Origin of the sequence: Streptomyces sp. NPDC058274, from assembly GCF_042881375.1 — a bacterium.
Taxonomy (GTDB): Bacteria; Actinomycetota; Actinomycetes; order Streptomycetales; family Streptomycetaceae; genus Streptomyces.
Map to the genome: position 1 here is coordinate 318396 of NZ_JBHVXW010000008.1, position 24441 is coordinate 342836.

11 protein-coding genes are annotated in these 24441 nt (G+C 72.7%); 9 read left to right on the forward strand and 2 right to left on the reverse strand.

Translation table 11 applies throughout. The features are described from left to right. Positions 1 to 169: 169 nt before the first annotated feature. The 5 genes from ACFVYF_RS19270 to ACFVYF_RS19290 all read left to right on the forward strand — a co-directional run bounded on the left by ACFVYF_RS19270 (position 170) and on the right by ACFVYF_RS19290 (position 6340). A complete protein-coding gene (locus ACFVYF_RS19270; protein WP_389456756.1) occupies positions 170 to 1504 on the forward strand; it encodes a cation:proton antiporter in 1335 nt (444 codons plus the stop codon). Between the two features lie 125 nt (positions 1505 to 1629). Continuing rightward, positions 1630 to 3057 (forward strand): citrate/2-methylcitrate synthase, encoded by a 1428-nt coding sequence (locus ACFVYF_RS19275; RefSeq protein WP_389456757.1) that lies wholly within the window; start codon positions 1630 to 1632, stop codon positions 3055 to 3057. Between the two features lie 53 nt (positions 3058 to 3110). Next, a complete protein-coding gene (locus tag ACFVYF_RS19280) occupies positions 3111 to 4250 on the forward strand; it encodes an acyl-CoA dehydrogenase family protein (RefSeq protein WP_389456758.1) in 1140 nt (379 codons plus the stop codon). After that, on the forward strand, positions 4247 to 5728 hold the full coding sequence (locus ACFVYF_RS19285) for an amino acid adenylation domain-containing protein (protein ID WP_389456759.1): 1482 nt from the start codon (positions 4247 to 4249) through the stop codon (positions 5726 to 5728). The genes ACFVYF_RS19280 and ACFVYF_RS19285 overlap by 4 nt, the downstream gene beginning before the upstream one ends. A gap of 81 nt (positions 5729 to 5809) precedes the next feature. Then, positions 5810 to 6340 carry a flavin reductase family protein gene (locus ACFVYF_RS19290; protein ID WP_389456760.1) on the forward strand — a complete coding sequence of 177 codons (531 nt, stop codon included), beginning with the start codon at positions 5810 to 5812 and terminating at the stop codon, positions 6338 to 6340. A 187-nt stretch (positions 6341 to 6527) separates the two neighbouring features. Here ACFVYF_RS19290 and ACFVYF_RS19295 read toward each other — a convergent pair whose 3' ends face one another. Then, a complete protein-coding gene (locus ACFVYF_RS19295) occupies positions 6528 to 7298 on the reverse strand; it encodes a thioesterase II family protein (protein ID WP_389456761.1) in 771 nt (256 codons plus the stop codon). Next, positions 7289 to 8230, reverse strand: coding sequence for a 4'-phosphopantetheinyl transferase family protein (locus tag ACFVYF_RS19300; RefSeq protein WP_389456762.1), 942 nt, complete (start codon positions 8228 to 8230; stop codon positions 7289 to 7291). The genes ACFVYF_RS19295 and ACFVYF_RS19300 overlap by 10 nt, the downstream gene beginning before the upstream one ends. Before the next feature lie 170 nt (positions 8231 to 8400). Here ACFVYF_RS19300 and ACFVYF_RS19305 point away from each other — a divergent pair, with 170 nt between their 5' ends. The 4 genes from ACFVYF_RS19305 to ACFVYF_RS19320 all read left to right on the forward strand — a co-directional run bounded on the left by ACFVYF_RS19305 (position 8401) and on the right by ACFVYF_RS19320 (position 24413). Then, the gene (locus ACFVYF_RS19305; protein ID WP_389456763.1) at positions 8401 to 8670 is read left to right on the forward strand and encodes an acyl carrier protein; all 270 of its coding nucleotides are present in this window, start codon (positions 8401 to 8403) and stop codon (positions 8668 to 8670) included. A 51-nt stretch (positions 8671 to 8721) separates the two neighbouring features. Beyond that, positions 8722 to 10080, forward strand: coding sequence for an NAD(P)/FAD-dependent oxidoreductase (locus tag ACFVYF_RS19310; protein WP_389456764.1), 1359 nt, complete (start codon positions 8722 to 8724; stop codon positions 10078 to 10080). A 180-nt stretch (positions 10081 to 10260) separates the two neighbouring features. After that, positions 10261 to 18912, forward strand: coding sequence for a beta-ketoacyl synthase N-terminal-like domain-containing protein (locus tag ACFVYF_RS19315; protein ID WP_389456765.1), 8652 nt, complete (start codon positions 10261 to 10263; stop codon positions 18910 to 18912). Then, a complete protein-coding gene (locus ACFVYF_RS19320; RefSeq protein ID WP_389456766.1) occupies positions 18912 to 24413 on the forward strand; it encodes a beta-ketoacyl synthase N-terminal-like domain-containing protein in 5502 nt (1833 codons plus the stop codon). Before ACFVYF_RS19315 ends, ACFVYF_RS19320 begins: the two co-directional genes overlap by 1 nt. Positions 24414 to 24441 lie beyond the last annotated feature (28 nt).

Sequence of the window (24441 nt, forward strand, 5' to 3'; positions counted from 1 at the left end):
GCCCGGCGGGCCTCAACTCGCCACGGCCCCGGGGCCGCCAGGAGAGGCGTTTCCTCCTGAGGCCCCTTGTCCGGGCCCTACTCCGCATGCAAAACTCATCATCAGTTGAGTTCAGCGGATAATGAATTAGATTCAACGTCCGACGAAGTCCGATGCCGGAGGAGATGCCGTGACGAATCCGCACGCGACCGAAGCCCTTCAGGCCACTGCCATCGCCGGGATCGCCGGCATTCTGATCGCCGGCACGGTCCTCGCCCATCTCGCGCGACGGATCCGCCAGCCCGCCGTCATCGGCGAGATCACCGCGGGAATCCTGCTGGGGCCGAGTCTGCTGGGCCTGTTCCCCGGCGACCTGACCCACCGTCTGTTTCCCGACGAGGTACGCCCGTTGCTGTCCATGGTGGCGCAACTGGGGTTACTCCTCTTCATGTTCACCGTCGGCTGGGAGCTCGACTGGACGACGATGCGCCGCAGGAAACGTTCCGTCGCCGGGGTGACCGCGGGCAGTATCCTCACCCCGCTGCTACTGGGCTTCGGCGTCGCCGCCGTCATCTACCACAACCACTCGCAGGTCAACGGCGAGAAGGTGCCCTTCACGTCCTTCGCCCTGTATCTGGGTGTCAGCATGTCGATCACCGCGTTCCCGGTGCTCGCCCGCATCCTCAAGGACAACAACCTCAGCCGTACGAAGATCGGCGCCCTCGCGCTCACCAGCGCGGCCTTCGGTGACGCCCTGGCCTGGTGCCTGCTGGCCGGCGTGGTCGCCATCGTGACGGCGTCCGGACCCTCCGGATTCACCGACACCGTCTGGATGTCGGCCGGTTACGGCGCCGTCATGGTCGTCGTCGTGCGCCCGCTGCTGGCCCGGTCCGTCGCCTGGGTGTCCAAGCGCGGCACCGGTGTGTACCTGGCCACGCTCGTCACCGCCGGCCTGCTGCTCTCCGCGTACACCACGTCGAAGATCGGTATCCATCCCATCTTCGGTGCCTTCGCGTTCGGTCTGGTCATGCCCCGCAAGCCGCAGGCCCTGCTGGAGGAGAAGATGCTGCGCCCGCTGCAGCACGCGGGTGAACTGATGCTGCCCGTCTACTTCATCGTCACCGGCCTCTCGGTCGACGTCGCGGCCATGTCGGTGACCGCCTGGGGCGAGCTGGGCCTGATCCTCGCCGCCGCCGTCACCGGCAAGCTCCTCGGCGCCGGGCTGCCGGCCAAGTCCTTCGGGCTCAGCTGGCGGGAGTCGACGGGCGTGGGCGTCCTGATGAACACCCGGGGCCTGACCGAGCTGATCATCCTCGGCGTCGGCCTCAGTCTGGGGGTGCTCGACGACGCCCTGTTCACCGAGATGGTCCTCATGGCGCTGATCACCACGGCCATGACGGGCCCGCTGCTGCCGTACCTCTTCCCGCGCACCCGGATGGATCTCGTCGCCACGCCCGGCCACGCCGGTTCCATCCTCCGGATACCGGAGCCGGCCGGCAAGAACGCCACGGACCTCGCCGGATAACCGGGGCCGCCGCGTACGGCCCGGTTGCCCGCCCGGTCCGCTCCGGCGGACCGGGCCGACGGCGACACCTCACCCCCTCAGTCGCTCGGCCGCACCAGCAGGGGGAGCGACGCTCAGACAAGGAGATGGCCCAGGTGCACCCCGTCATCAGCACTCTTTCCCGCGTCTTCGACATGCCGTCGGAGTTCATCGGCGACGAGATGCGGCTCCGCGCCGTGGCCAGCTGGGACAACCTCACCGCCGTGGAACTCCAGGTCCATCTGGAACACGAGCTGGGCACCACGCTCGACGACCACCTCATCGAGCACATCGACTCCGTCGGCCAGCTCCGCGCCTTCTACGACGAACGGCTCGCCGAGCTCTCCCCCGTCAAGGCACCCCCGGACGCCTCCTCGATCGCGCCCGCCCTGCCCGCGGCCCCACCCGCCGAGCAGGAACGTCTGCGAAGCGACCCGCCGACCAACATCTCGGACGTGGTCGTCGGCGAGACGGGCATCTCCGAGGTGGACCCGGTCCGCGGCCGTCTCGCCTACCGGGGCTATCCCATCGAGGAACTGATCGGCCGGGTGACCTTCGAGGAGGTCGTCCATCTGCTGATCCGGGGCTGGCTGCCCGACCGGGAAGAGCTCGGCGCCTTCAAGGCCCGGCTCGCGGCGGCCCGCGAACTGCCCCCCATGGTCTCGACGAACCTCGTGCTCAACGCCAACTCCAGTACGTCGTCCGTGCTGCGCACCGCGGTCCCCGCACTCGGCGTCGCGGCCGAGGCCAACGCCGATCCGGCCGCCCACATCGATCTGCGGGAGCGGCTGGTGGCCCGGATCCCGACGATCTTCGCGACCCAGCAGGCGGCCCGCGCCGGACGCCGGATGCCGGGCCCCGCGCCCGAGCTGTCGCACGCCGAGAACATCCTCTACATGCTGGGCCTGCCCCGGGACCCGGAGCGCGTACGGCTCGTCGACCTCTGCCTGGTCCTGCAGGCCGAACACGGCTGCAACGCCTCGGCGTTCGCCGCCCGGGTCGCGGCCGGCACCGGTGCCGACACCTTCGCCACCATCACCGTGGCGCTCGCCACCTTCACCGGTCCGCTGCACGGCGGCGCCGCCCACCAGGTGATCGACCTGGCCCGCGGCGGCGACGACCCCGGCACGGCGGCCGCCTATCTGCGCGGCCGGGCCGACCAGGCCTCCGCCGCGCGCGCCCGGCCGGTCCCCCGCGCCCAGGAGGACCCCCGGGTAAGGCCGCTGCGCGAAGCGGCCCGCCGCTTCCACGGCAGCCCGGGCAGCGATCACATCCTGCAGGTCCTGGACGCCGTACGAGCCGCCGCCCATCCGTCGAAGGGCCCCCGCCCGTATCTGACCGTGGACTGCTATGCCGCCGCGATCTACCACCTGCTCGGCATGCCCTCCGACCTGTTCGTGCCGATGTTCGCGGCGGCCCGCGTGCCGGGCTGGCTCGCCCATGTCGAGGAGCAGCGGACCCAGCGGGGACGCCTCCATCCGCGGCTGCGCTATGTCGGCCCGCGCAATCTGCGGCACTTCCCCGAGCAGAACTGACCAGCGATCCGATGAGGGAGGGAGCCCCCCTTCCGCGCACCCCAGGAGCAGATGTGGAGTTCGGCTGGAACGAGGGCCAACAGGCCCGCTATGACGAGGTGTTGGCAGCGGCCCGGGCCGCCTTTCCCGCGCCGCCCGGCGCCGGCCACGGCTTCTACGGCCGCAAGGACTGGCTGCGGCTCGGCGAGATCGGCATGCTCGGGTCCTGCCTGCCCAAGGAGTACGGAGGTCAGGGCCTCGGCGCGCTCGACACCGCGCGCGTCGTGGAGGCCGTGGGCCGCGGCTGCGCCGACACCGGCCTGGTGTTCGGCGCCGCGGCGCACACCTTCGCCTGCGCCGTGCCGATCGCCGAGTTCGGCAGTGCCGCCGTACGCCGCCGGCTGCTGCCCGAACTTGCCGCGGGCCGGCTGATCGCGGGCAACGCGATGACGGAACCGGAGGCGGGCTCGGACTCGTCGCGGCTCGGTGTGACCGCGACCCCGGTGGACGGCGGTTTCGTCCTCAACGGCACGAAGAGCTTCGTCAGCAACGGTCCGGCCGCCGATGTGTACGTGACGTACGCGACCGTCGATCCCAAGATGGGGTTCCTGGGCGTCACGGGCCTGGTCGTCGACCGGGAGACGCCCGGGGTCGTCGTCGGCAAACCCTACGAGAAGATGGGCCTGCATTCCTGCCCGGCCGGCGCGGTCACCTTCGAGGAGTGCTTCGTCCCCGAGGACAACGTCCTCGGCGGTGTCGGTGGCGGCGCCGCGATCTTCCAGCACTCCATGGGCTGGGAGCGCGCCTGCCTGTTCGCGCTCTACGTCGGCCTCCTCGACCGGTTGCTGGAACAGTGCGTCGCGCACGCCCGTGAGCGCCGTCAATTCGGGCGCAGGATCGGCGAGTTCCAGTCCGTGTCCAACCGGATCGCCGACATCAAGCTGCGGCTGGAGAGCGCCAGGCTGCTGCTGTACCGCGCCTGCTGGTCGATGGACCAGGGCGAACCCTCCGTGCTCGCCATCGCCCTGTCGAAACTCGCCGTGTCCGAGGGCGTACTGGCTTCCGCCGCCGACGCGGTCCGGGTCTTCGGAGGGCGCGGATATCTGCGGGAGGACGGCATCGAGGCGGCACTGCGGGACGCCGTGCCCAGCACGATCTTCTCGGGCACCTCCGACATCCAGCGTCAGTTGATAGTGAAGGAGATAGGACTGTGAGGCTCCACCAGCTCGTCAAGGACTCGGCCCGGCGCGCCCCGGACGCCCCGGCCGTCCGCTCGTCCCAGGGGGTGTTCAGCTACCGGGAGCTGGACGACCTCGCCGACCGGTACGCGGCCGCCCTGCACCGACGGGGGGTCCGCCCCGGCGACCGGGTCGTGCTGTGGACGCACAAGACCGTCGACGCCATCGCGCTCATGCAGGGCGCCCTGCGGATCGGCGCGATCTACGCACCGGTCAGCGCCAACAACCCGGCCGCCCGGGTCCGGCGGATCGCCGCCGGCTGTGCGCCCGCCCTGGTGGTGGCCGACGCCGACGGCGTCCGCCGCGCCGCGACGGACGCCGGCTGGGACGACGCCCTGCCGCTGGCCTCCTTCGCCGAGGTCCGCGAGGAGGCACCGGCCAAGGACGCGCCGCCGCCGTACGAGAACGCGCCCGACGACCCGGCGTACATCCTCTACACCTCGGGCTCCACCGGTGAGCCCAAGGGCGTCTGCATCAGCCACCGCAATGCCCTGTCCTTCGTCCGGTGGGCCGCAGCGGAGGCCGGCGTCACGGCCGGCGACCGGCTCTCCAACCACGCGCCGTTCAACTTCGACCTCTCCGTCTTCGACCTGTACGCCACCTTCCTGGCCGGCGCCTCGGTCTACCTGATACCCGAAGGCCTCGCCTACGACCCGGCCCAGCTGGGCGAGTTGCTGCACCGCGAGCGCATCACCATCTGGTACTCGGTGCCGTCCGCGCTGATCCTGATGATGCAGCGCGGCGAACTCCTCGCCGGGGATCCCCCGGCCGAGCTGCGGGTGTGCGTCTTCGCCGGTGAGCCGTTCCCGATCCAGCAGCTGCACGAGCTGCGCAAGGCCTGGCCCGACGTACGGATGTTCAACTGGTACGGGCCGACCGAGACCAATGTGTGCACCAGTTACGAGGTCACCGACCGGGATCTGGGCAGCACCCGCCCCCTGCCGATCGGCACCGCCGTCTGCGGCGACCGGATCCGGCTGCACCCGCCGCGTGAGCGCGAGGGCGAGATCGTGGTGAGCGGTCCCACGGTGATGCTGGGTTACTGGGGCCAGGAGCCGCTCAAGGGCCCGTACTTCACCGGAGACATCGGCCGGATGGGACCCGACGGAATGCTGGAGTACGTCGGGCGGCGTGACCACATGGTCAAGGTGCGCGGTCATCGCATCGAGCTCGGCGACATCGAGACGGTCGTCGCCGGCAACCCCAAGGTCGCCGCGGCCGCCTGTGTCGTGGTGGGCAGCGGCCTGGACGCCAAGATCCATGCCGTCGTGGTGCCCCATCAGGACACGCAGGGGCCGGGCCTGCTCGAACTCAAGCGGGAGTGCGCCGACCGGCTGCCCCTCTACATGGTGGTCGACGCGGTCCACGCCGTCCCCGAACTGCCCCTGACCGGAAACGGCAAGACGGACCGTCAGGCCCTGCTGGAGCAGATCACCGCCGTCGACACACGGTGAACCCCTGCGACAGACCACCGGTGAACCCCGATGACATCCGCGGCCCTGGCCCGCCTCGGCCTCAGAGACGAGGACCTGCCCATGCCTGAACGACTCAGCACGCACGAGCCCCTGCTTGACCAGGTGGACCTTCCCACCTTCCGCTCCGTGATGGGCTCCCTGCCCACCGGGGTGAGCGTCGTCACCAGTCTGACGGCCGACGGGGAGCCACGCGGTCTCACCTGCAGCGCCGTGTGCAGTGTGTCCGCCTCGCCGCCCCAGCTGCTGGTCTGTGTCAAGCAGCCCGGCGCGACCCTCGAAGCCATCCACGAGAGCTCGGTCTTCGCGGTGAACTTCCTCTCCGCCGGTATGACGGAGACGGCCCGCACCTTCGCCTCGCCGGTGCCCGAGCGGTTCGCGGGCGTGCCGTGGACCCCGGGCAAACGCACCTCCGCGCCGCTGCTGGACGACACCGTGGCGTTCGCGGAGTGCATCCTGACCAGCAGCCATCTGGCGGGCGACCACCAGGTGCTGATCGGCCGTCTGGTGCACGGCGAAGTGTCGGCCGGCCATACCCCGCTGACCTATTGGCGGGCCCAGTTCTCCGAGCTGCGCGCCCACCCGGCGGCCTGAACGGTCCCTGCCCTCCCCCGCGCCGCCGGCCTTCCCCCTGTCCCCCAGGGCGAGGGCCGGCGGCGCGTCGCGCTCCGGGCGGCGGACGGCGATCCCCGCCGGTGTCGGCCCGGCGACGGCAGCGGGCGTACGAGGTCCCCCCTCGCCGGCGCGCGGCCGGGGAGGAGGGACCGGGCAGCAGCAGCGCTCAGCCGGTCGCGCCGGGCTCGGGCAGGGTCCGCAGTACGCCCGCCACGTACGCGTGGAACGCCGGGTCGTCGAGCAGGAAGTGGTCGCCGGGCAGCCACTCGACGGCGACGTCGCCCGCGCCGTGGTCCTCCCAGTTCCGCAGGCCCGCGTCGTCCACCATCGGGTCGTCCACCCCGGCGCACACCCACAGCGGGCACGCCAGCGGGGGGCCGGGCAGCGGGGTGTACGTCTCCGAGATGGTGAAGTCCGCGCGCAGCACCGGCACGAACAGCTCGACCAGCTCCGGGTGCTCGAAGAGCTGCGGCGGGGTGCCGCCCAGCCGACGTACGGATTCCAGGAACGCGGGGGCGGCCAGGGTGTGCAGGTCGGGCAGGATCCGGCGGGCGGTGGGGCCGTTGCGGCCGACCACGACGACACCGGCCGGGGGCCGGCCCAGGGCGCTCCAGTAGCGGCCGATCTCGTACGCGAACGCCGCGCCCATGCTGTGCCCGAGCAGCACGTACGGGCCGGTGGTGTGCGCGGCGGAGCCGCGGACCAGGTCCTCCATGACCGCGGCGAAGTCGTCGCGAAGCGGTTCGGCCATCCTGCTGCCGTGCCCCGGCAGTTCCAGCAGGGTCGTCCGCGCGGCCCCCGGCAGCGCGGCCGCCAGACTGGCGAAGGCACGTGCGGCCCCGCCGGCGTGCGGCAGGCACAGCAGCGTGGGACGGTCCTGGCGGGCCTGGGCCGGCACGGAGGTGGTGACGGCCGGCCCGGGAGTGCTCAGCTGCATGACGGATTCTCCTTCGTGAGGGGCGTGCGTACGGGAGGAGGCGGCGCGACCGGGCCGGCAGGACGTGAACGGCCTTCGAGACCCGCACTGGATTCGGCTGCGTCCCCCCACGGCGGCGGCTCCGCGCCCGGGGTGAGCGGGAAGACGCGTACTGTCTCCGCGCCGCCCGCCACCGCGACGGCCGCCCGGAACCCGGGCCCGCAGTCGATGAGCTGGAGCGTCCAGGTCCGGTCGGGCCGGCCCGGCGCGGCCAGTACGCGCACCGGTCCGCCGCGGCGCGCGCCCGGCGCGACCCGTACCGCCCGGATGTCACCGGCGAGTCCGCTGCCGAGTGCCTTCAGGACCGCCTCCTTGCAGGTCCAGTGGGTGAACAGACCGCTGTGCAGGGCGTCTTCGCGGTCCTCGGGCCAGGCCGCCGCCTCCGGTTCGGAGAGGACCTGGTGGCGCAGCCCCACCGGATCCGTCAGCGGCGCGACCCGTTCGACGTCGACGCCGACGGGACCGTCCCGGCTCACGGCGACCAGGGACAGGCCCGGGGTGTGCGACAGGCTGACCCGCAGACCGGGGTCGCCGGCCACATAGGGCTTGCCGAAGGCGCCCTTCACGAAGGCGACTTGGGACGGCGGGAGACCGGCGTAGGCGGCGGTCACCGCCCGCAGGGCGGCGTGCGCGGAGGCGTACAGCGCACGATGCGAGGGCACCACGTGCCGCCGGCGCCGCTGCTCGTCCGGGGAGAGCAGACCGAGACAGCGCCGCAGTTCCTCCTCGCGTCCGGCGCCGGGAACGGGCTCGGCCACCGCCCAGACGTGCACCTCGCCGGGGGGCGGACCGTGCCGGGCCCGGACCGCCGACCGGCTCGCCTCCCGGGCCGCCGCCCGTGTCGTCGTCCGCGTCGTCGTCCGCGTCGTCGTCCGCGTCGTCCCTCGAATCATCGTTTCTCCAACCACTCGGTCAGCACTGCCGGTTGGCCCCTTGACGATGAACTCAACACTAGTAGAGTTCATCAGGAAATGACATCATCAGGTGTTGAAATCAACGGCTGTTGACCCCGTTGGACCCGGCGGAACACCCGCCCCGTCAACGCATCTCCAGGAGGTACGGCGTGGCCAGTGACCGCGACGAACTGATCGCCCAGCTCACCGAGTTCATCCAGGAGCGCCTGCTCGCCGAGCCCGACTCGCACGGCATCGCCCCGGACACCCCGCTGCTCGAGTGGGGAATTCTCACCTCGATCAACACCGCTCAGCTGCTCACCTTCATCCGGGACGAGCTGGGAACCAACATCCCGCCGACCGAGCTGACCGGCACCAACTTCCAGAGCCTGGACAGCATCACCGACCTGCTGCTGTCCCTGCGTACGCCCGCCCACTGATCAGCAGTCACGGCGCAGCGTCACCCACCCGAATCGCGACAGGAGATCACGTTGTCCGAGACATCGGCGAACTACGACTACGACATCGGCATCATCGGCGGCGGTCCGGCCGGCTCCACGGCCGCCTCCTACCTCGCCAAGGAGGGGCTGTCCGTGGTGGTCTTCGAATCGGAGACCTTTCCGCGCGAACACGTCGGCGAGTCCCTGGTCCCGGCCACCACCCCGGTGCTCATCGAGACCGGCGCCATGGAGAAGGTCGAGGCCGCGGGCTTCCCCAAGAAGTACGGCGCCGCCTGGACCTCCGCCGAGGACCGGGACATCGACCACATGGGCTTCCAGGGTCTGGACCACGACTTCCGCGCCGCCGAGGTGCTGTTCAGCGAGCGGGACCAGGCGGGCGTCGACCGCGACCACACCTTCCACGTGGACCGCGGGAAGTTCGACCAGATTCTGCTCCAGCACGCGGAGAGCCTGGGCGCCAAGGTCTATCACGGCGTCCGCGTCAACCGCGTCGACTTCACCGACCGGGACCGGCCGGTCATCCAGGCGAAGGTCGGCAACCAGTCCGTCGGCGTCCCGGTCCGCATGGTCGTCGACGCCAGCGGCCGGCGCACCATGATGGGCAGCCAGCTCAAGGTCAAGGAGCCGGACCCGGTCTTCAACCAGTACGCGGTGCACACCTGGTTCGACGACTTCGACCGCAAGGCCCTCGCGGTCAACAAGGACCAGGCGGACTACATCTTCATCCACTTCCTCCCGCTGGAGGACACCTGGGTCTGGCAGATCCCGATCACGGACACCATCACGTCCATAGGTGTCGTGACCCAGAAGGCCCGGTTCAAGGAGGCCAAGAACGACCTGGAGACCTTCTTCTGGGACACCATCGGCAGTCGGCCGGCCCTCCAGGACGCGCTCAAGAACGCCAAGCGGGTCAAGGAGTTCAAGGCCGAGGGCGACTACAGCTATGCGCTGACCAAGGTCGCCGACGACTCGCTGGTCATGATCGGTGACGCGGCCCGCTTCGTGGACCCGATCTTCTCCAGCGGTGTCAGCGTCGCGCTCAACAGCGCGCGCCTGGCGACCGCCGACATCATCGCCGCGCACAAGGCCGGGGACTTCCGCAAGGAGCGGTTCGACGGCTACGTCGACACACTCCGCGGGGCGGTCAACAACTGGTACGAGTTCATCTCGATCTACTACCGGCTCAACATCCTCTTCACCGCGTTCGTCCAGGACCCGCGCTACCGCCTGGACGTCCTCAAGATGCTCCAGGGCGATGTGTACGACGGCGAGCCCAAGGCCCTCTCGGCGATGCGGGAGATCGTCGAGGCCGTCGAGGCCGACCCGAACCATCTCTGGCACAAGTACCTGGGGACCCTCAAGGCGCCCTCCGCGGCGGCCAAGTTCTAGGGCCTGAGCCGCCAGACCGGTCCCGGTCCCAGGGCCCGCCCAGCGGGCCGAGCCGGCTCCCGGCAACGGCAGCCGGTCCGGGTGGCGTGGACGCCCCTCCCGCCGCCCGGACCCGCCTCCCGCAATCCGGACCTCTGTCCGTCCTCATCACCCGCCTGTCGCACTCCCAGAGGGGGATCCATGCCCGCCCGCAACGGAATCACCACCGATCCGGCCATAGCCCTTGTCGGCATCGGGTGCCGTTATCCGGGCGGTGTCGTCGATCCGGAGTCGTTCTGGCACGTGCTGCGGGACGGCGTCGACGTGATCGGCGAGATCCCCCCGGAACGCTGGGGACCTGAGTACATCAGCGAGGACGGCTCCGCGCCGGGCACCGGCTACTGCCGGTGGGCCGGTGTGCTGCCCGGACTCGACCAGTTCGACGCCGACTTCTTCGGCATCTCGTTCCGCGAGGCCCGCGAGATGGACCCGCAACAGCGGCTCCTGCTCGAGGTCTCCTGGGAGGCCCTGGAGCACGCCGGGCTCACCAAGCCCGGTCTCGCGGGGTCCCGCACGGGCGTCTTCTTCGGCATGCTCGGCATGGACTACACGCTGCTGCACTCCAAGACGCGCGGTGTGAAGGGCATCGACCCGTACTACGCGAGCGGCAAGGAGTTCAGCTTCGCGCCGGGCCGGCTCGCCTACACCCTGGGGCTGCACGGGCCGGCGCTCTCCGTGAACACCGCGTGCTCCTCGTCCCTGGTGGCGGTGCATCTGGCCTGCCGGGCTCTGGCGAGCGGTGAGGCCGACACGGCGCTCGCAGGCGGTGTGAACGTGCTGGCCGCCCCCGAGCTGTCCATCTTCATGAGCAAGGTGCAGGCGCTGTCGCCCACCGGCAGGTGCAAGCCCTTCGCCGCCGACGCGGACGGCATCGTGCGCGGTGAGGGCTGCGGAGTCGTCGTACTCAAGCGGCTCGACGACGCGCTCGCCGACGGCGACCGGGTGCTCGCGGTCATCCGCGGCAGCGCCTTCAACCACGACGGCCGCAGCGCGGGCCTGACGGTGCCCAACGCCTCGGCGCAGGCCTCCCTGATCCAGGACGCGCTGGCCCGGGCCGGCGCCGGCCCGGACGAGGTCGCGTACGTCGAGACACACGGCACCGGTACGCCGCTCGGCGACCCGATCGAGGCGTTCGCGCTGTCGGAGGTGTTCGGCCCCGGCCGTGACCCCGGGCGCAGGCTCCACATCGGCTCGCACAAGGCCAACTTCGGGCACACGGACGCCGCGGCGGGCGTCGCCGCCCTGATCAAGACCGTACTGACCGCGCGCCACCGGCTCGTACCGCCGCAGCTGCATCTCGGCACGCCCAACCCCGCCATCGCCTGGAGTGACGGTCCGCTGAGCATCTCGGCCGAGGCCAGGCCGCTGGACGCCACCGAGGACACGCTCTTCGGGGTGAGCGCCTTCGGCCTCAGCGGGACCAACGCGCATCTGCTGCTGTCGGCGCCGCCCGAGCCGGAGCCGGGGCAGGAGGCGAGCGCGCCCGAGCAGGAGACCCCACGCGTGCTGCTGCTGTCCGGTTCCACGGAGGCCGCCCTCCAGGAGCGCGCCCGGGACCTGGCCGGCACCCTCGACGGTGCGCGGCCGCTGGGCGACGTCCTGCACACCGCGGCGGTACGGCGCACCCACCACGAGGCGCGGGCCACCGTGATCGGCGCGAACGCCGAGGAGTTGCGCGCCTCGCTCGCGGAACTCGCCGAAGGCAACCCCGACGAGCGCACGGTCACCGGCACCGCCGAGCCGCGGCGGCGCCACCGGACGGTGTTCGTCTTCTCCGGACAGGGCTCGCAGTGGCGCGGCATGGGCCTGGACCTGTGGGACCGCGAACCGGTCGCCGCCGCCGTCCTGGAGGCGAGCGACGCGGTGCTGCGCGAGGCGGGCCTGCCCGCTCTGCGCAAGCTGTTCGGGGAGAGCGACCTCGGCGCCACCGAGCTCGCCCAACCAGCCGTTGTCGCCCTCCAGTTGGCGCTCGCGGAGGTCTGGCGGGCCCGCGGGGTCGAGCCGTCCAAGGTCCTCGGGCACAGCCTCGGCGAGATCTCCGCCGCCTGCTTCACCGGCGCCCTCGACCTGCGCACCGCACTGGACCTCGCGGTCCGCCGCGGGCGCGTCATGAGCGCCGCCGCGGGCACCGGGCGGATGCTCGCGGTGGCGCTCCCCGAGGACGAGGCGGTGGAAGCGGCCTCCGGTACCGGACGGGCCGTCACCGTCGCCACGGTCAACGGACCGAACGCCACCGTCCTCGCCGGGTCCGAGGAGGACCTGACGGCGATCGCCTCGCTGCTGCGGGAGCGGTCCGTCACCGCCCGGTTCGTGCCCGGCGACTACGCTTTCCACAGTCCCGCCATGGCGCCGTACGCCGAGGAACTCCGCGCAGAACTGGCCGACTTGGCCGCCGTGGACAGGCCCGACGCGTTCGTCTCCACGGTCTGGCCCGAGGAGCCGCCGGCCACGCTCGACGCCGCGTACTGGGCGGCGAACGTGCTGCGTCCCGTCCGCTTCTGGCCCGCGGTGCGCAACCTCCTGCAGGACATGGGGGCCGACTTCATCGAGATCGGCCCGCACCCCACGCTCGTACGCCCCCTGAACGACGCCCTCAAGTCGCTGCGGCGGCAAGGTGTCGCGGTGGGCTCCCTGCGCCGGGACGCCGACGGCCCCGCCACCCTGCTCTCCTCGCTCGCCGAGTTGCACTGCGCGGGCGCCGAGATCCGCTGGGCCGACCTGGTGCCCGGCCGGCCGGCCGAGCTGCCCCGGCATCCCTGGCAGCACGAGTCGTTCTGGCTGCCCGATGTCACCCCCGGGATGCAGTACGCCCCGGGTGCTGCGCCGGACACGCAGGCGCCGGCCGCCCGGCTCTCCGTGCAGCTGCTGGACCCCGCCGGCCGGCCAGTCGGCCCCGCGCAGCAGCTCGAACTGACCGGCACGCCCTCGGGCGGCCCCACAACGCCGGTGGAGCGGGCGAACTCCACCGGTGACGCCCCGGTCACGGCCCCGACCCCCGACGGGACCCCCCGGGAAGCCGTCCCGTCCGCCGTCGCCCCGCACCGTCCCCCCGCGGGAGCGACGGCGGACGGGACCGTGAACGCCGCGGCCTCCACGGCTGCCGCCGACCCGGCCGGCACCGACCGGGAGCGCAGGTCGCTGATGCGGCTGACGTCCGAGACGCTGGCGGAGATCCTCGGCCAGGACCCGAGCCGGCGCATCCCGCCCCGGCGCGGTTTCGCCGACCTCGGCCTCGACTCGCTGAGCATCGTGGAGTTCGTGGACCGGCTCGGCCTGCGGGCCGGCCTCGACATCCCGCTCTCCACCCCCTTCGAACGCCCCTGCCTGGACGAGCTGGTGGACCATCTGCTGCCGCAGGTGCTGGCCCGCAAGGCACCGCAGGCGCCCGCCCCCGCGGTCGTCGAGGAGGCCCCGCCGGCGACACCCGGCCCAGCCTCTGCCGACGACCCGATCGTCGTGGTCGGCATGAGCTGCCGCTTCCCCGGCAGCCCCTCCGTACGGGACTACTGGCAGCTCCTGCTGGACGGCCGCGAGGTCATCCGGGACGTCCCCGCGGACCGCTGGGACGGCACCGCGTTCCTGTCCGACGGACCGTGGACGCCCGGCACCATGACCTCGCTGCGCGGCGGCTATCTCGACGACGTACGGGGTTTCGACGCGGCCTTCTTCCGGATCTCGCCGCGCGAGGCGCGCAGTCTCGACCCGCAGCACCGGCTGTTCCTCGAAGTCGCCTACGAGGCACTGGAGGACGCGGGCGCGACCCGGGACCGGCTGCGCGGTTCGGCGACCGGTGTCTTCGTCGGCATGAACAGCTCGGACCACGCCCAGCACGTGGGCAGCCACCTCCAGGACGTCGACCTCTACTACGGCACGGGCAACTCCTTCGCCGGGGCGTCCGGACGGCTCTCGTACTTCCTCGGCCTGACCGGACCCAGCCTGGCGGTGGACACCGCGTGCTCGTCCTCCCTGACCGCGGTGCACCTGGCGATGCAGAGTCTGCGCCAGGGCGAGAGCGACCTCGCGGTCGCCGGCGGCGTCAACGTGATCCTCAGCCCGGTGATCCCGGTGTCGGTCTCGGCCGGTGGCGCGCTCTCCCCGAGCGGCCACTGCCGCACCTTCGACGAGGCCGCCGACGGCTATCTGCGTGGTGAGGGCTCCGGAGCGGTCGTCCTCAAGCGGCTGTCCACCGCTCTCGCCGACGGCGACCGGATCTACGCCGTGCTGCCCGGCAGCGCGGTGAACCAGGACGGCGCGAGCAGCGGGCTGACCGTCCCCAACGGCACGGCCCAGCAGGCGCTCATCGAACAGGCCCTGGCGCAGGCCGGGTTGAGCGGTCCCGAGGTCGGCTATGCCGAGGCGCACGGCACCGGCACCCCACTGGGCGATCCCATCGAACTGCGTGCGCTGGCCCAGGCACTGCGTCCCGGGGGCGCCGACGGTGCCCCGCTCCTGGTGGGGTCGGCCAAGCCCAACATCGGCCATCTGGAGGCCTCGGCCGGTATGGCCGGGCTGATCAAGGCGGTCCTGTCGGTGCACCACGGCCGGATCGCCCCGCACATCGGCGTGACCACCACCCCGACGCGTCAAGTCCCCTGGGAGCGGCTGGGGCTGGAGATCGCCGAGCGCTCCGCGCGGTGGCCCGAGGACGGGCGGCGCCGGATCGCGGGCGTCAGCTCCTTCGGCTTCACCGGCACCAACGCGCACGTCCTGGTCGCGCAGGCGCCTGCCGTCCGGGAGCCGGGCGCGGAGCCCGCGGCGCGGTTCGCGCTGCCCCTCTCCGCCGCACAGGAGCCGGCGCTGCCGGCCGCGGCGAAGCAGTATCTGACGCTGCTGGAGTCGGGCGACGCGCGCACCCTCGCCGACCTCGCGCACACGGCGTCCGTGCGCCGCAGTCATCTCGACCACCGGGCCGTCGTCGTCGGCCAGGACGTCGTCTCGGTCCGCTCCGCCCTGCGCGCCCTGGCCAAGGGCGAGCCGCATCCCCAAGTGCTCACCGGAACGGCCGAGTTCGAGCGGTCGTGTGTCTTCGTCTTCTCCGGGTTCGGCTCCCAGTGGGCCGGGATGGGACGCCGGCTCCTGGAGTCCGAGCCGGTGTTCCGGAACGCCGTGACGGCGTGCGAGGAGGAGATGCGCAAGTGGATCGCGTGGTCGCCGCTCGCCTCGCTGCGCGGTGAGCCGGACAGCCGCCCGTTCGACGAGGGCATCCCGCAGGAACTGATCTTCGCGGTGCAGGTCGGCCTGGTCGAGCTGTGGCGCAGCTGGGGTGTGGTGCCCGAGGCGGTCGTGGGGCACAGCATGGGCGAGGTCGCCGCCGCGTGGGCCGCCGGGGCGCTGACCCTGGCACAGGCGGCGGAGATCCTGTGCCTGCGCTCACGGCTGCTCGACACGCTGGTCGGAACCGGCGGTTCGATCGTGGTGGGGCTCGGCCGGGAGGACCTGGCGCCGTATCTGGTCCTGTACGAGGACAAGTTGGGCGTCGCCACGGTCAACGGGCCGCGCACCACGGTCGTCGCCGGTGATGTGGACGCCCTGGAGGAGCTGACCGAGGAGCTGACCGAGGCGAATGTGTTCGTGCGCCGGGTCAAGGTGCCGGTGGCGCCGCACTCGCCGCTGATGGAACCACTGCGGGAGCGGCTGGTGTCCGGGCTCGCGCACCTGGTGCCGTCCGAGAGCCGGGTCCCCTTCTACTCCTCCGTGCTGGGCGGCGAGGTGGCGGGCTCCGCGCTCACGGCCGCCTACTGGGGCCGCAACCTGCGGGACACCGTGTTCTTCCAGGACGCGGTGACCGCGGTCGAGGACCCGCAGGAGCGGGTGTTCGTGGAGGTGTCCCCGCATCCGGTGCTGGTCTCCGGCGCCGAGGAGTCGCTGGCGGCGGCCGGGGTCGAGCGTCCCGTGGTGCTGCCCTCGCTGGTCCGCGACGAGGACGAGGTGGTCAGCCTGCTCACCGGACTCGGCACCCTGCACGCGCAGGGCGTACCGGTCGACTGGGCCGCGTTCACCGGGCCCGGGCGCTCGGTGGTGGATCTGCCCGGCTATCCGTGGCAGCGCAAGGAGCACTGGCTGCCGGACGCGCCCGACGACCGCAGCGCCACGTCCGGCACCCTGGTCGGCGCACCCGTGCGGCCGACGACCGCGCCCTGGACGGCACTGCTGGCGGTGACGGTCGACGGCACCCGCAGCCCCTGGCAGATCAGCGGCTCCGGTGCGCGTACGACGGTGTCGGCGGCGGCGCTGCTGGAGGCCGCCCTCGGCAGCGCGGCGGCGACCGGATCCGCCGCTCCGGGGCTCGACGCCGTACGGTTCGGCGTCCCGCCCCGGGCGGACGAGTCGGGCCGGGCCGAACTCCAGGCCGTGGTCGACACGCGGCAGGGCACCGTCGTACTGCGTCCGCTGTCCGAGCTGGCGCCGGCCGGTCCCGCGCTGAGCGCGACCGTGGACACGTCGGGACACCTCGTCTCGGCGCCCGTCGGCCTGGAACCACCGGCCGACGACGAGCCCCTGCGGGCCCTGCTCGCGGACGGCTTCCCCGGTCTGCGGGTGCGGTCGGCCGGCAGTGGCCGGGGGGTCGTGGACGTCACCGTGGACCTGCCCGACGGGTCCTCCCGGCACCGGCTGCCCGCCGACCTGCTGCGGCTGGCGCTGCGGCTCGTCGCGGACGGCGCGCAGGGCGCCGAGCCCGACGCCGAGCCGCTGCCCGCCGCCCTCGCGGCGGTCCGGGTCAGGTCGGCGGTGGAGGGCACGGTACGGGTGTGCCGGGGACCGGTCCGGGCGGGCGTCGACGGGCTGCCCGAGGCGGACGTGACCGTGCTCGACGCGGCCGGCCGGCCCGTGGTGGAGCTGGCCGGGCTGCGCCTGGCCGCCGCCCCGGACCCGGTGGGAAGCGACGCCGACCGGGACCGGCTGGCGAACCTGCTGTACCGGATGGTGTGGAACAGCGCGGGCCAGCGGCCGGCCGGCCGTGACGGGGTCCAGGCCGCGCCCGCGACGCGCTGGCTGGTGTGCGGTGACACCGAGCATCTGGCGGGCACCGTCGCCGACGCCCTGCGGGCCGCCGGCTGCGAGGTGCGCCGGGTGCGCTCCCTGGACGCTCCGGGCCGGGACGGTCTCGTACTCGACCCGGGTGACCGGGAGGCGTGGGAGACGCTGCTCGCGGTGCACGCCAACGAGGGCACCACCGGCGTCGTGGACCTGTGGCCGCTGGAGGACCTCGACTCGCAACCGGACGGCTGGCGGGTCACCACCGCGCTCACGGCCGCGCTGGCCGGCGCCGAGGGCACCCCGCCGCGGCTCTGGCTGGTCACCCGGCACGCCCTGCTGCCGACCGGGCACGAGGGCTTCCCCGACGGCAACCAGGGGGCGCACGCCGGGCTCGGGCGCACCCTGGCGATGACCCGCCCCGAGGCCTGGGGCGGCCATGTCGACCTCAGCCGGGGCAGCGCCGAGGAGCTGCGCACTCTGGTGACCCGGCTGCTGTCCGCACCGGGCGACGAGCACATCCGCGTGGAGCACTCCGCGGTCCAGGTCGCTTCGCTGGTGCGCGCCGAGCCGCCGGCCCGCGCCCCGCACCGGTCGCTGCCGGCCGAGCGCTGGCATCTGGTGACCGGCGCGGGCGGCGCCCTGGCGCCGCCCGTGGTGGACTGGCTGGTCGGCGCGGGGGCCCGGCGGATCGTGCTCGCGGACACGGAACCGGCACCGGCCGGGCACCCGCCGCTCGAGGACCGGATCGCCGCCTGGCGTGCCGCGGGCGCCGAGATCCGTACCGTACGGACTCACGGGTCGCGGGACGAACTGTCCGCCCTGGTCGAGCAGTTGCGAGCGGACAGCGGGATCGCGGGGGTGGTGTGCGCGGCGGCTCCGGAGCTGGCGGCGCCGCTGGAGGAGACCACGGAGGCCGCCCTGCGGGCCGAGTGGAACCGGGCCGAGACGGCCGGACTCCTGCACCGGCTGACGGTCAAGGACCCGGTGCGCCTGTTCGTCCTGCTCGGCTCCGTACCGGGCACCTGGGGCGGGGCGGTCACGGGTGCGGCGGCGCCGTCCGACTGGTCACTGCGGGCGCTGGCCGCGCGGCGCAGGGCCGGCGGGCTGCCGGTGGCGCATGTGGAGCTGATGCCTCTCGAAGGCAGTCAACTCCTCGACGAACGGACGACGTTACTGCTCAAGTCGAGTGGGGTCGCCCCGCTGCGGGAGCGCGACCTGGTCACCGCGCTGGATCTGCTGGCGTGGGACAGCACGGTGCACGCGTGCGTGGCCGACGTGGACTGGGAGCTGTTCGGCAGCGCACTCGCCGACGCTCCGCACCGGGAGTTGTTCCGTACCGTGCTGGGGGCGGCGAAGACCACCGGCGGCACCGAGTTCGTGGCGGGGCTGAGCGGGCTCGACCCGGTGCAGCGGCGGGACCGGATGCTCGACTGGGTGTGCGCGCAGGTCGCCGCGGTGCTGGCGCTCCCGGAGGACGATCTCCGGGCCGACCAGGGCTTCTTCGAGCTCGGCATGGACTCGGTCATGTCGCTCACGCTGCGGCTGCGGCTGTCCCGGGAGCTGGAGACCGAGGTGTCCTCGACGGTCGCCTTCGAGCACCCGACCGCACTCGCGCTCAGCACGCACCTCCTGGAACTGCTCGGCCATCCCGCCCCCGAGACGGGCAGCGCCGGCGGCCCCGACCACCTCGACGAGGGGCGGGCCGAGGCCTCCGAGGGCGCGGCCGACCTGGACGACCTGGACGACGACGAACTGCTACGCCAGTTGGAGGCGGAGATCTCCGACTCACGGACGCTTGGGTTTGAGGAGAACTGATGACGAAGAGCCACGCCGAGCAGCCGAGCCAGGAGGTCCTCCGCGGCCGGCTGAAGGACTCCCTCGGCACCATCCGCAGTCTGCGCGCGCGGGTCCAGGAGCTGCAGCAGCCACAGCCACTGGCGGTGATCGGTCTCTCCTGCCGGCTCCCGGGCGGTGCCACGCCCGAGGAGTTCTGGCAGTCCCTGGCCGACGGCCACGACTCGACGTCCCAGTTCCCCGAGGAGCGGCACTCCATCGCCGGCTTCTACAACCCGGACCCGGATCACCCCGGCACCGCCTACACCCTGTCGGGGAACTTCCTCGACGGCCCGGTGGACACCTTCGACCCGACCGTGTTCGGCATCTCGCCCCGCGAGGCGGCGGGCATGGACCCGCAGCAGCGGCTGGTCCTCGAACTGGCCTGGGAGGCCATGGAGAACGCCTGCCTGCCGCCCGGTGAGCTGGAGGGCAGCCGCGTCGGTGTCTTCCTCGGCGCGAGTACGAGTGACTACGTACGGATGCGGCAGCAGAAGGGGTCGATGGCCGACGTCGACGCCTATCAGCTCATCGGCGAGCCCAGCTTCCTGGCCGGCCGGATCTCGTACACCTTCGGGTTCCAGGGACCCAGCATGGTCATCGACACGGCGTGCTCGTCGTCGCTGGTGGCGCTGGAGCAGGCGGTGCTGTCGCTGCGGTCCGGTGCCTGCGACATGGCGCTGGTCGGCGGGGTGAACCTGATGCTGTCGCCGTACGGCTTCGTGCTGGTCAGCAAGTTGCGGGCGCTGTCGCCCGACGGCCGCTGCAAGACGTTCGACGCCTCGGCGGACGGTTACGCCCGCGGCGAGGGCGGCGCGCTGTTCGTGCTGAAGCGGCTGAACGAGGCGGAGGCGGCGGGGGACCGCATCCTCGCCGTGGTCCGCGGTGTGGCGACCGAGCACGACGGGCGCAGCAGCGGTCTGACGGTCCCGAACCCGGCCGCACAGCAGAACGTGATCAGCTCCGCGCTCAAGGACGCCGGGGTCTCCCCCGCCGACCTCACCTATGTCGAGGCGCACGGCACCGGCACCCAGCTGGGCGACCCGATCGAGCTGAAGGCGCTGAACGCCGTCACCAGCACCGGCCGGTCCGCCGAACGGCCGCTGCTGGTCGGCTCGGTGAAGACCAACATCGGCCACCTGGAGCCGGCCGCCGGCGCCGCCGGTCTGCTGAAGGTCGTGCTGGCCCTCCAGCACGACACGCTCCCCCGGCATCTCCACCTCGACCATCCCAATCCGCAAGTCCCCTGGGACGCCATCAACTTGAAGATCACGAAGGAGGAGACGCGCTGGCCCGACGGTCCCCGGATCGCCGGCGTGAGCAGCTTCGGCGCGAGCGGCACCAACGCGCACACCGTGCTGGGCGAGGCGCCGCAGCCCGCTCCCCGTGAGGGCACCCCGCGGGAGACCGGTCTGCTCACCCTCAGCGCCAACAGCCCCGAGGCGCTGCGCGCGATGGCGAGTACGTACGAGGCCCCGGTGCGGGCGGCCGATCCGCGCACGCTCTCCGACATCTGCTACTCGTCGCACACCGGGCGGACGCGGATGAAGCACGGGCTCAGCGTGACCGGTGACCGCGACCAACTCGCCGCGGGACTGGCCGCGTTCGCCGCCGGAGAGCGCGCCGACCAGGTCACGGCGCACGGCCCCACGGGTGCCAAGGCGCGCCGGCTCGGCTGGCTGTTCACCGGCCAGGGCTCGCAGTACGCGGGCATGGCGAGCGGGCTCGCGGCCGCCGAGCCGGTCTTCGCCCAGGCCCTGGCCGAGGCGGTTCAGGCACTCGACCGGCACCTCGACGAACCGCTCGGGCCGATCCTGGAGGGCGCCGGGGACAGCGAGCGCATCAACCGCACGGGCTTCACCCAGCCCGCACTCTTCGCCGTCGAGTACGCGCTCGCCAGGATGTGGGAGTCGTGGGGCATCCGTCCCACCGCGCTGATCGGGCACAGCCTGGGCGAGATCACCGCGGCCTGCGTCGCCGGGGTGCACTCGCTCGACGACACCGCCCGGCTGGTCACCGCCCGGGCCCGGCTGATGGAGGCACTGCCCCGGGGCGGTGTGATGGAGACGCTGGTCTGCGACGAGGAGAGTGTGCGCACGGCGATCGCCCAGGCCGGCGTGGCCGCGCAGGTGGCGGTCGCCGCGGTCAACGGCCCCACGGACGTGGTGCTTTCGGGCCCCGAGGACGAGGTCGCCAAGGCAGTCGCCCTGCTGGCCGAGCGCGGTGTCAAGCACCGCCGGCTCACCGTCTCGCACGCCTTCCACTCGCCGCTGATGGCCCCGATGATCGACGAATTCCGGGCGGTCGCCGAGACCCTGACGTTCCATCAGCCGAAGTATCCGATCATCTCCAATGTCACCGGCCAGGAGTGGGGCCACGAGCAGCTGCGCCCCGCCTACTGGTGCGAGCACGTCCTGGCGCCGGTGCGCTTCTACGAGGGCGTCACCGCGCTGTACCGGACGGGCTGCCGTACGTTCCTGGAGCTCGGCCCGGCGCCGGTGCTCCTCGGCCTCGGCGCCCGCTGCCTGCCCGAGGACGGCGTGGCATGGATCCCGTCGCTGCGCCGGGACCGTGAGGACGCGCACATCGTGGGCCAGGCCCTGGGCGCGCTGCACCACCGCGGTGTGCCGGTCGACTGGAGCGCGGTGCACCGCGACGAGAAGCCGCGCCGCACCGCGCTGCCGAGCTATCCGTGGCAGCGCGAGCGGTACTGGTTCAACGACGACGCGGCAAGCGGGGCACCGGAGTTGGCGGCAGACGACGCGCCAGGGGCACTCTTCGAAGGCCATCTGCTCTCCGGCTCCCCCACCTTCTCGCCCCGGCTCGACGACCTGTCCGAGGTGTTCGTGCAGACCGGCCCCGACGGCCGGCGGTTCGTGTCGGCGGGCGGCTTCTGCAACTGGGCGCTGGCCGGCGCGGCGAAGCTGCCCGGCGCGCAGCCCCGGCTGGTGGACCGCTTCGTGGTGGGTGAGCCCCTGCTCCTCGACCCGGAGCACCGGCCCGCACAGATACGCGTGTACGTGCTGCCCCAGGACGACGACGGGCGATCCCTGTTCCTGTGCTTCTCCCGGCAGGGCGTCGAGTCAGCGGAGAGCGGCAGCTGGCGGTTGCACGCCCGCGGCGTTCTCGTGCGCCGTCCGACGGACGACCGGCGGGCCGGCGGTGATCTCGACTCCGTACGAGCCCGGTGCGTGCCGGTCGACCCGGCCGACATCACGGTGCCCGGCTGGGCCGAGCCGGTGCTCACCGAGGTCTACCAGGGCGCCGGCGAGGTGCTCGCCGAGGTCAACCGGGCCGCCGAGAAGCTGCCCCGGGGCGCACTGCTCGATCTGACGCTCGGGCTGCTGCGCCAGTCGGAGGAGGCGCCCGAGGGCGGTACGGCTCCGGCGCCCGCCCAGGTGCCCGAGGGCACACGCCGCTACATCCACGGCTGGCTGGACCCGGCCGAGGAGGCGGGCGAACTGCGGGGCGGCCTGGAGATCCTGGGCTCGGACGGCAGCGTGCTGATCCGGATGCGTGACGTCCATCTGCGCTCGTCGACGCCCGCTCCGCAGGACGTTCCGCGCAGCGCCCGCGAGGAGACGGTGTGGGAGCAGGTCTGGCGGCCCGCCGCCCCGGCGGCATTCGAGCAGCGGGAGCTGCGCGACGAACGGGTGCTGCTGGTCGGTTCGAGCGGTGCCACGTCCGGCGGGGACACGGATCTCCTGGAGGCCGTGTCCAAGCAGCTGACGCTGCGCGGGGCCGTGGTCACCCATTCCGAACCGTCCGTGGACGCGGTCCTGCGGGCCCTGCGCGACGGCGAGCCGTACGGCCATCTCGTCCTGCTGAGCGGCCTGGAACTGCCGGTGACGGGCTACGACGAGTGGTCCGTGGCCCAGGCCCGGACCGGGGCCGAGCACGTGTTCCTGGCCGCCACCCGGCACCTGGCCGTCGAGGAGGCCGCGACCCGGCTGTGGGTGGTCACCCGCGGCGCCCAGTGGACCGGACCCGACCAGCGCGAGATCTGCCTGCCCGCCGCCCCGCTGTGGGGCCTGGGCAAGGTGGCGGCCCTGGAACACCCCGAACTGTGGGGAGGCCTGCTCGACCTGGATCCGGCGGGCGCCCCCGACGAGGCGGAGCAGATCGCCGCGCTGCCGGCGACCCGCACGGCGGAGGACCTGACGGCGGTGCGCGGCGGCACCGTACTGGTGCCGCGGCTGGTGGCGGCCGTCTCCGGTGACGAGGGCACGCACCGTGGCCTGCCGCACCTGAGCGACCTCGGCAGCTATCTCGTCACCGGCGGTCTGGGCAGCCTCGGCCTGCTCCTCGGCGAATGGCTCGCGCGAGGCGGCGCGGGCTCGGTGGTTCTGGCGGGCCGGACGGGTCTGCCGGAGCGTGCGGCCTGGGACGACCCGGGCCACGACGACGCCACGGCCGCGAAGATCGCCGGGGTCCGGCGGATCGAGGCGCAGGGCGCGGATGTGAAGGTGGTGGCGCTGGACGCCGCCGACGAGACGGCGCTGCGTTCCCTCGCCGGTCAACTGGTGCTGTCCGGACGGCCGTTGCGCGGCGTGGTGCACGCGGCGGGCCTCTCGGAGCCGCAGTTCCTGCGGGAGAGCGACCCGGCGACGTACGACCGCTGCCTGCATCCGAAGGTGGCCGGCACCTGGGCCCTGCACAATGCCACCGCCGACCAGAACCTGGACCTGTTCGTCTCCTTCTCCTCCATCGCCTCGGTCTGGGGCTCGCAGCATCTGGCGGGCTACTCCGCCGCCAACGCCTTCCTGGACTCCTTCGCCCACTTCCGGCAGCTGCGGGGCCTCGCCGCCACGACGGTGAGCTGGGGTCCGTGGGGAGCCAGGTCGGGGCTCGCCGACGACTCGGTGATGGCGTTCCTGCGCTCGATCGGGCTGCATCAGCTCAATCCCGACCACGCCCTGGAGCTGCTCGGCGAGGCGGTGGCCGACGGGGTCGCCAACCGTACGGTGTGCTCGGCGGACTGGGCTCTGTTCCGAGACCTGATGGAGGCCCGCCGGGAGCGGCCCATCCTCAGCGAGATACGCAGCGCGCCGCCCGCCGGCCGGCCGGAGGAGACCGAACTCGGCCCGCTGACCGCCCGGTTGATCGGCCTCGGCCGCGCGGAGCGGCTCGCCGAGCTGAGCGAGTACATCCGCGTCCAGCTCTCCGAGATCCTGCGTCTCGAGCTGGACACCCTCACCGAGGACACCCGGCTCGCCGACATGGGGCTGGACAGTCTCATGGTGATGGAGCTGATCAGCCGCTGCCGGGACGATCTGCGACTGGAGATCAACAGCCGCGACTTCTTCGCCTGCCCCGGCATCCACTGGGGCTCCTTCCTCCACGAGCTGATCGAGGAGAGGTACCCGGCCTCCGACCGGCCCGGCCCCGCCGGCACATCCGGTACGTCCGCCGCCCCCGGCACATCCAGTACGTCCGCCACCGCCGGCCCGTCCGGTCCCGAACGGCCGGTGCACCCGGCATGACCGCGCACCGGCCCCACTCCGCCCCGAC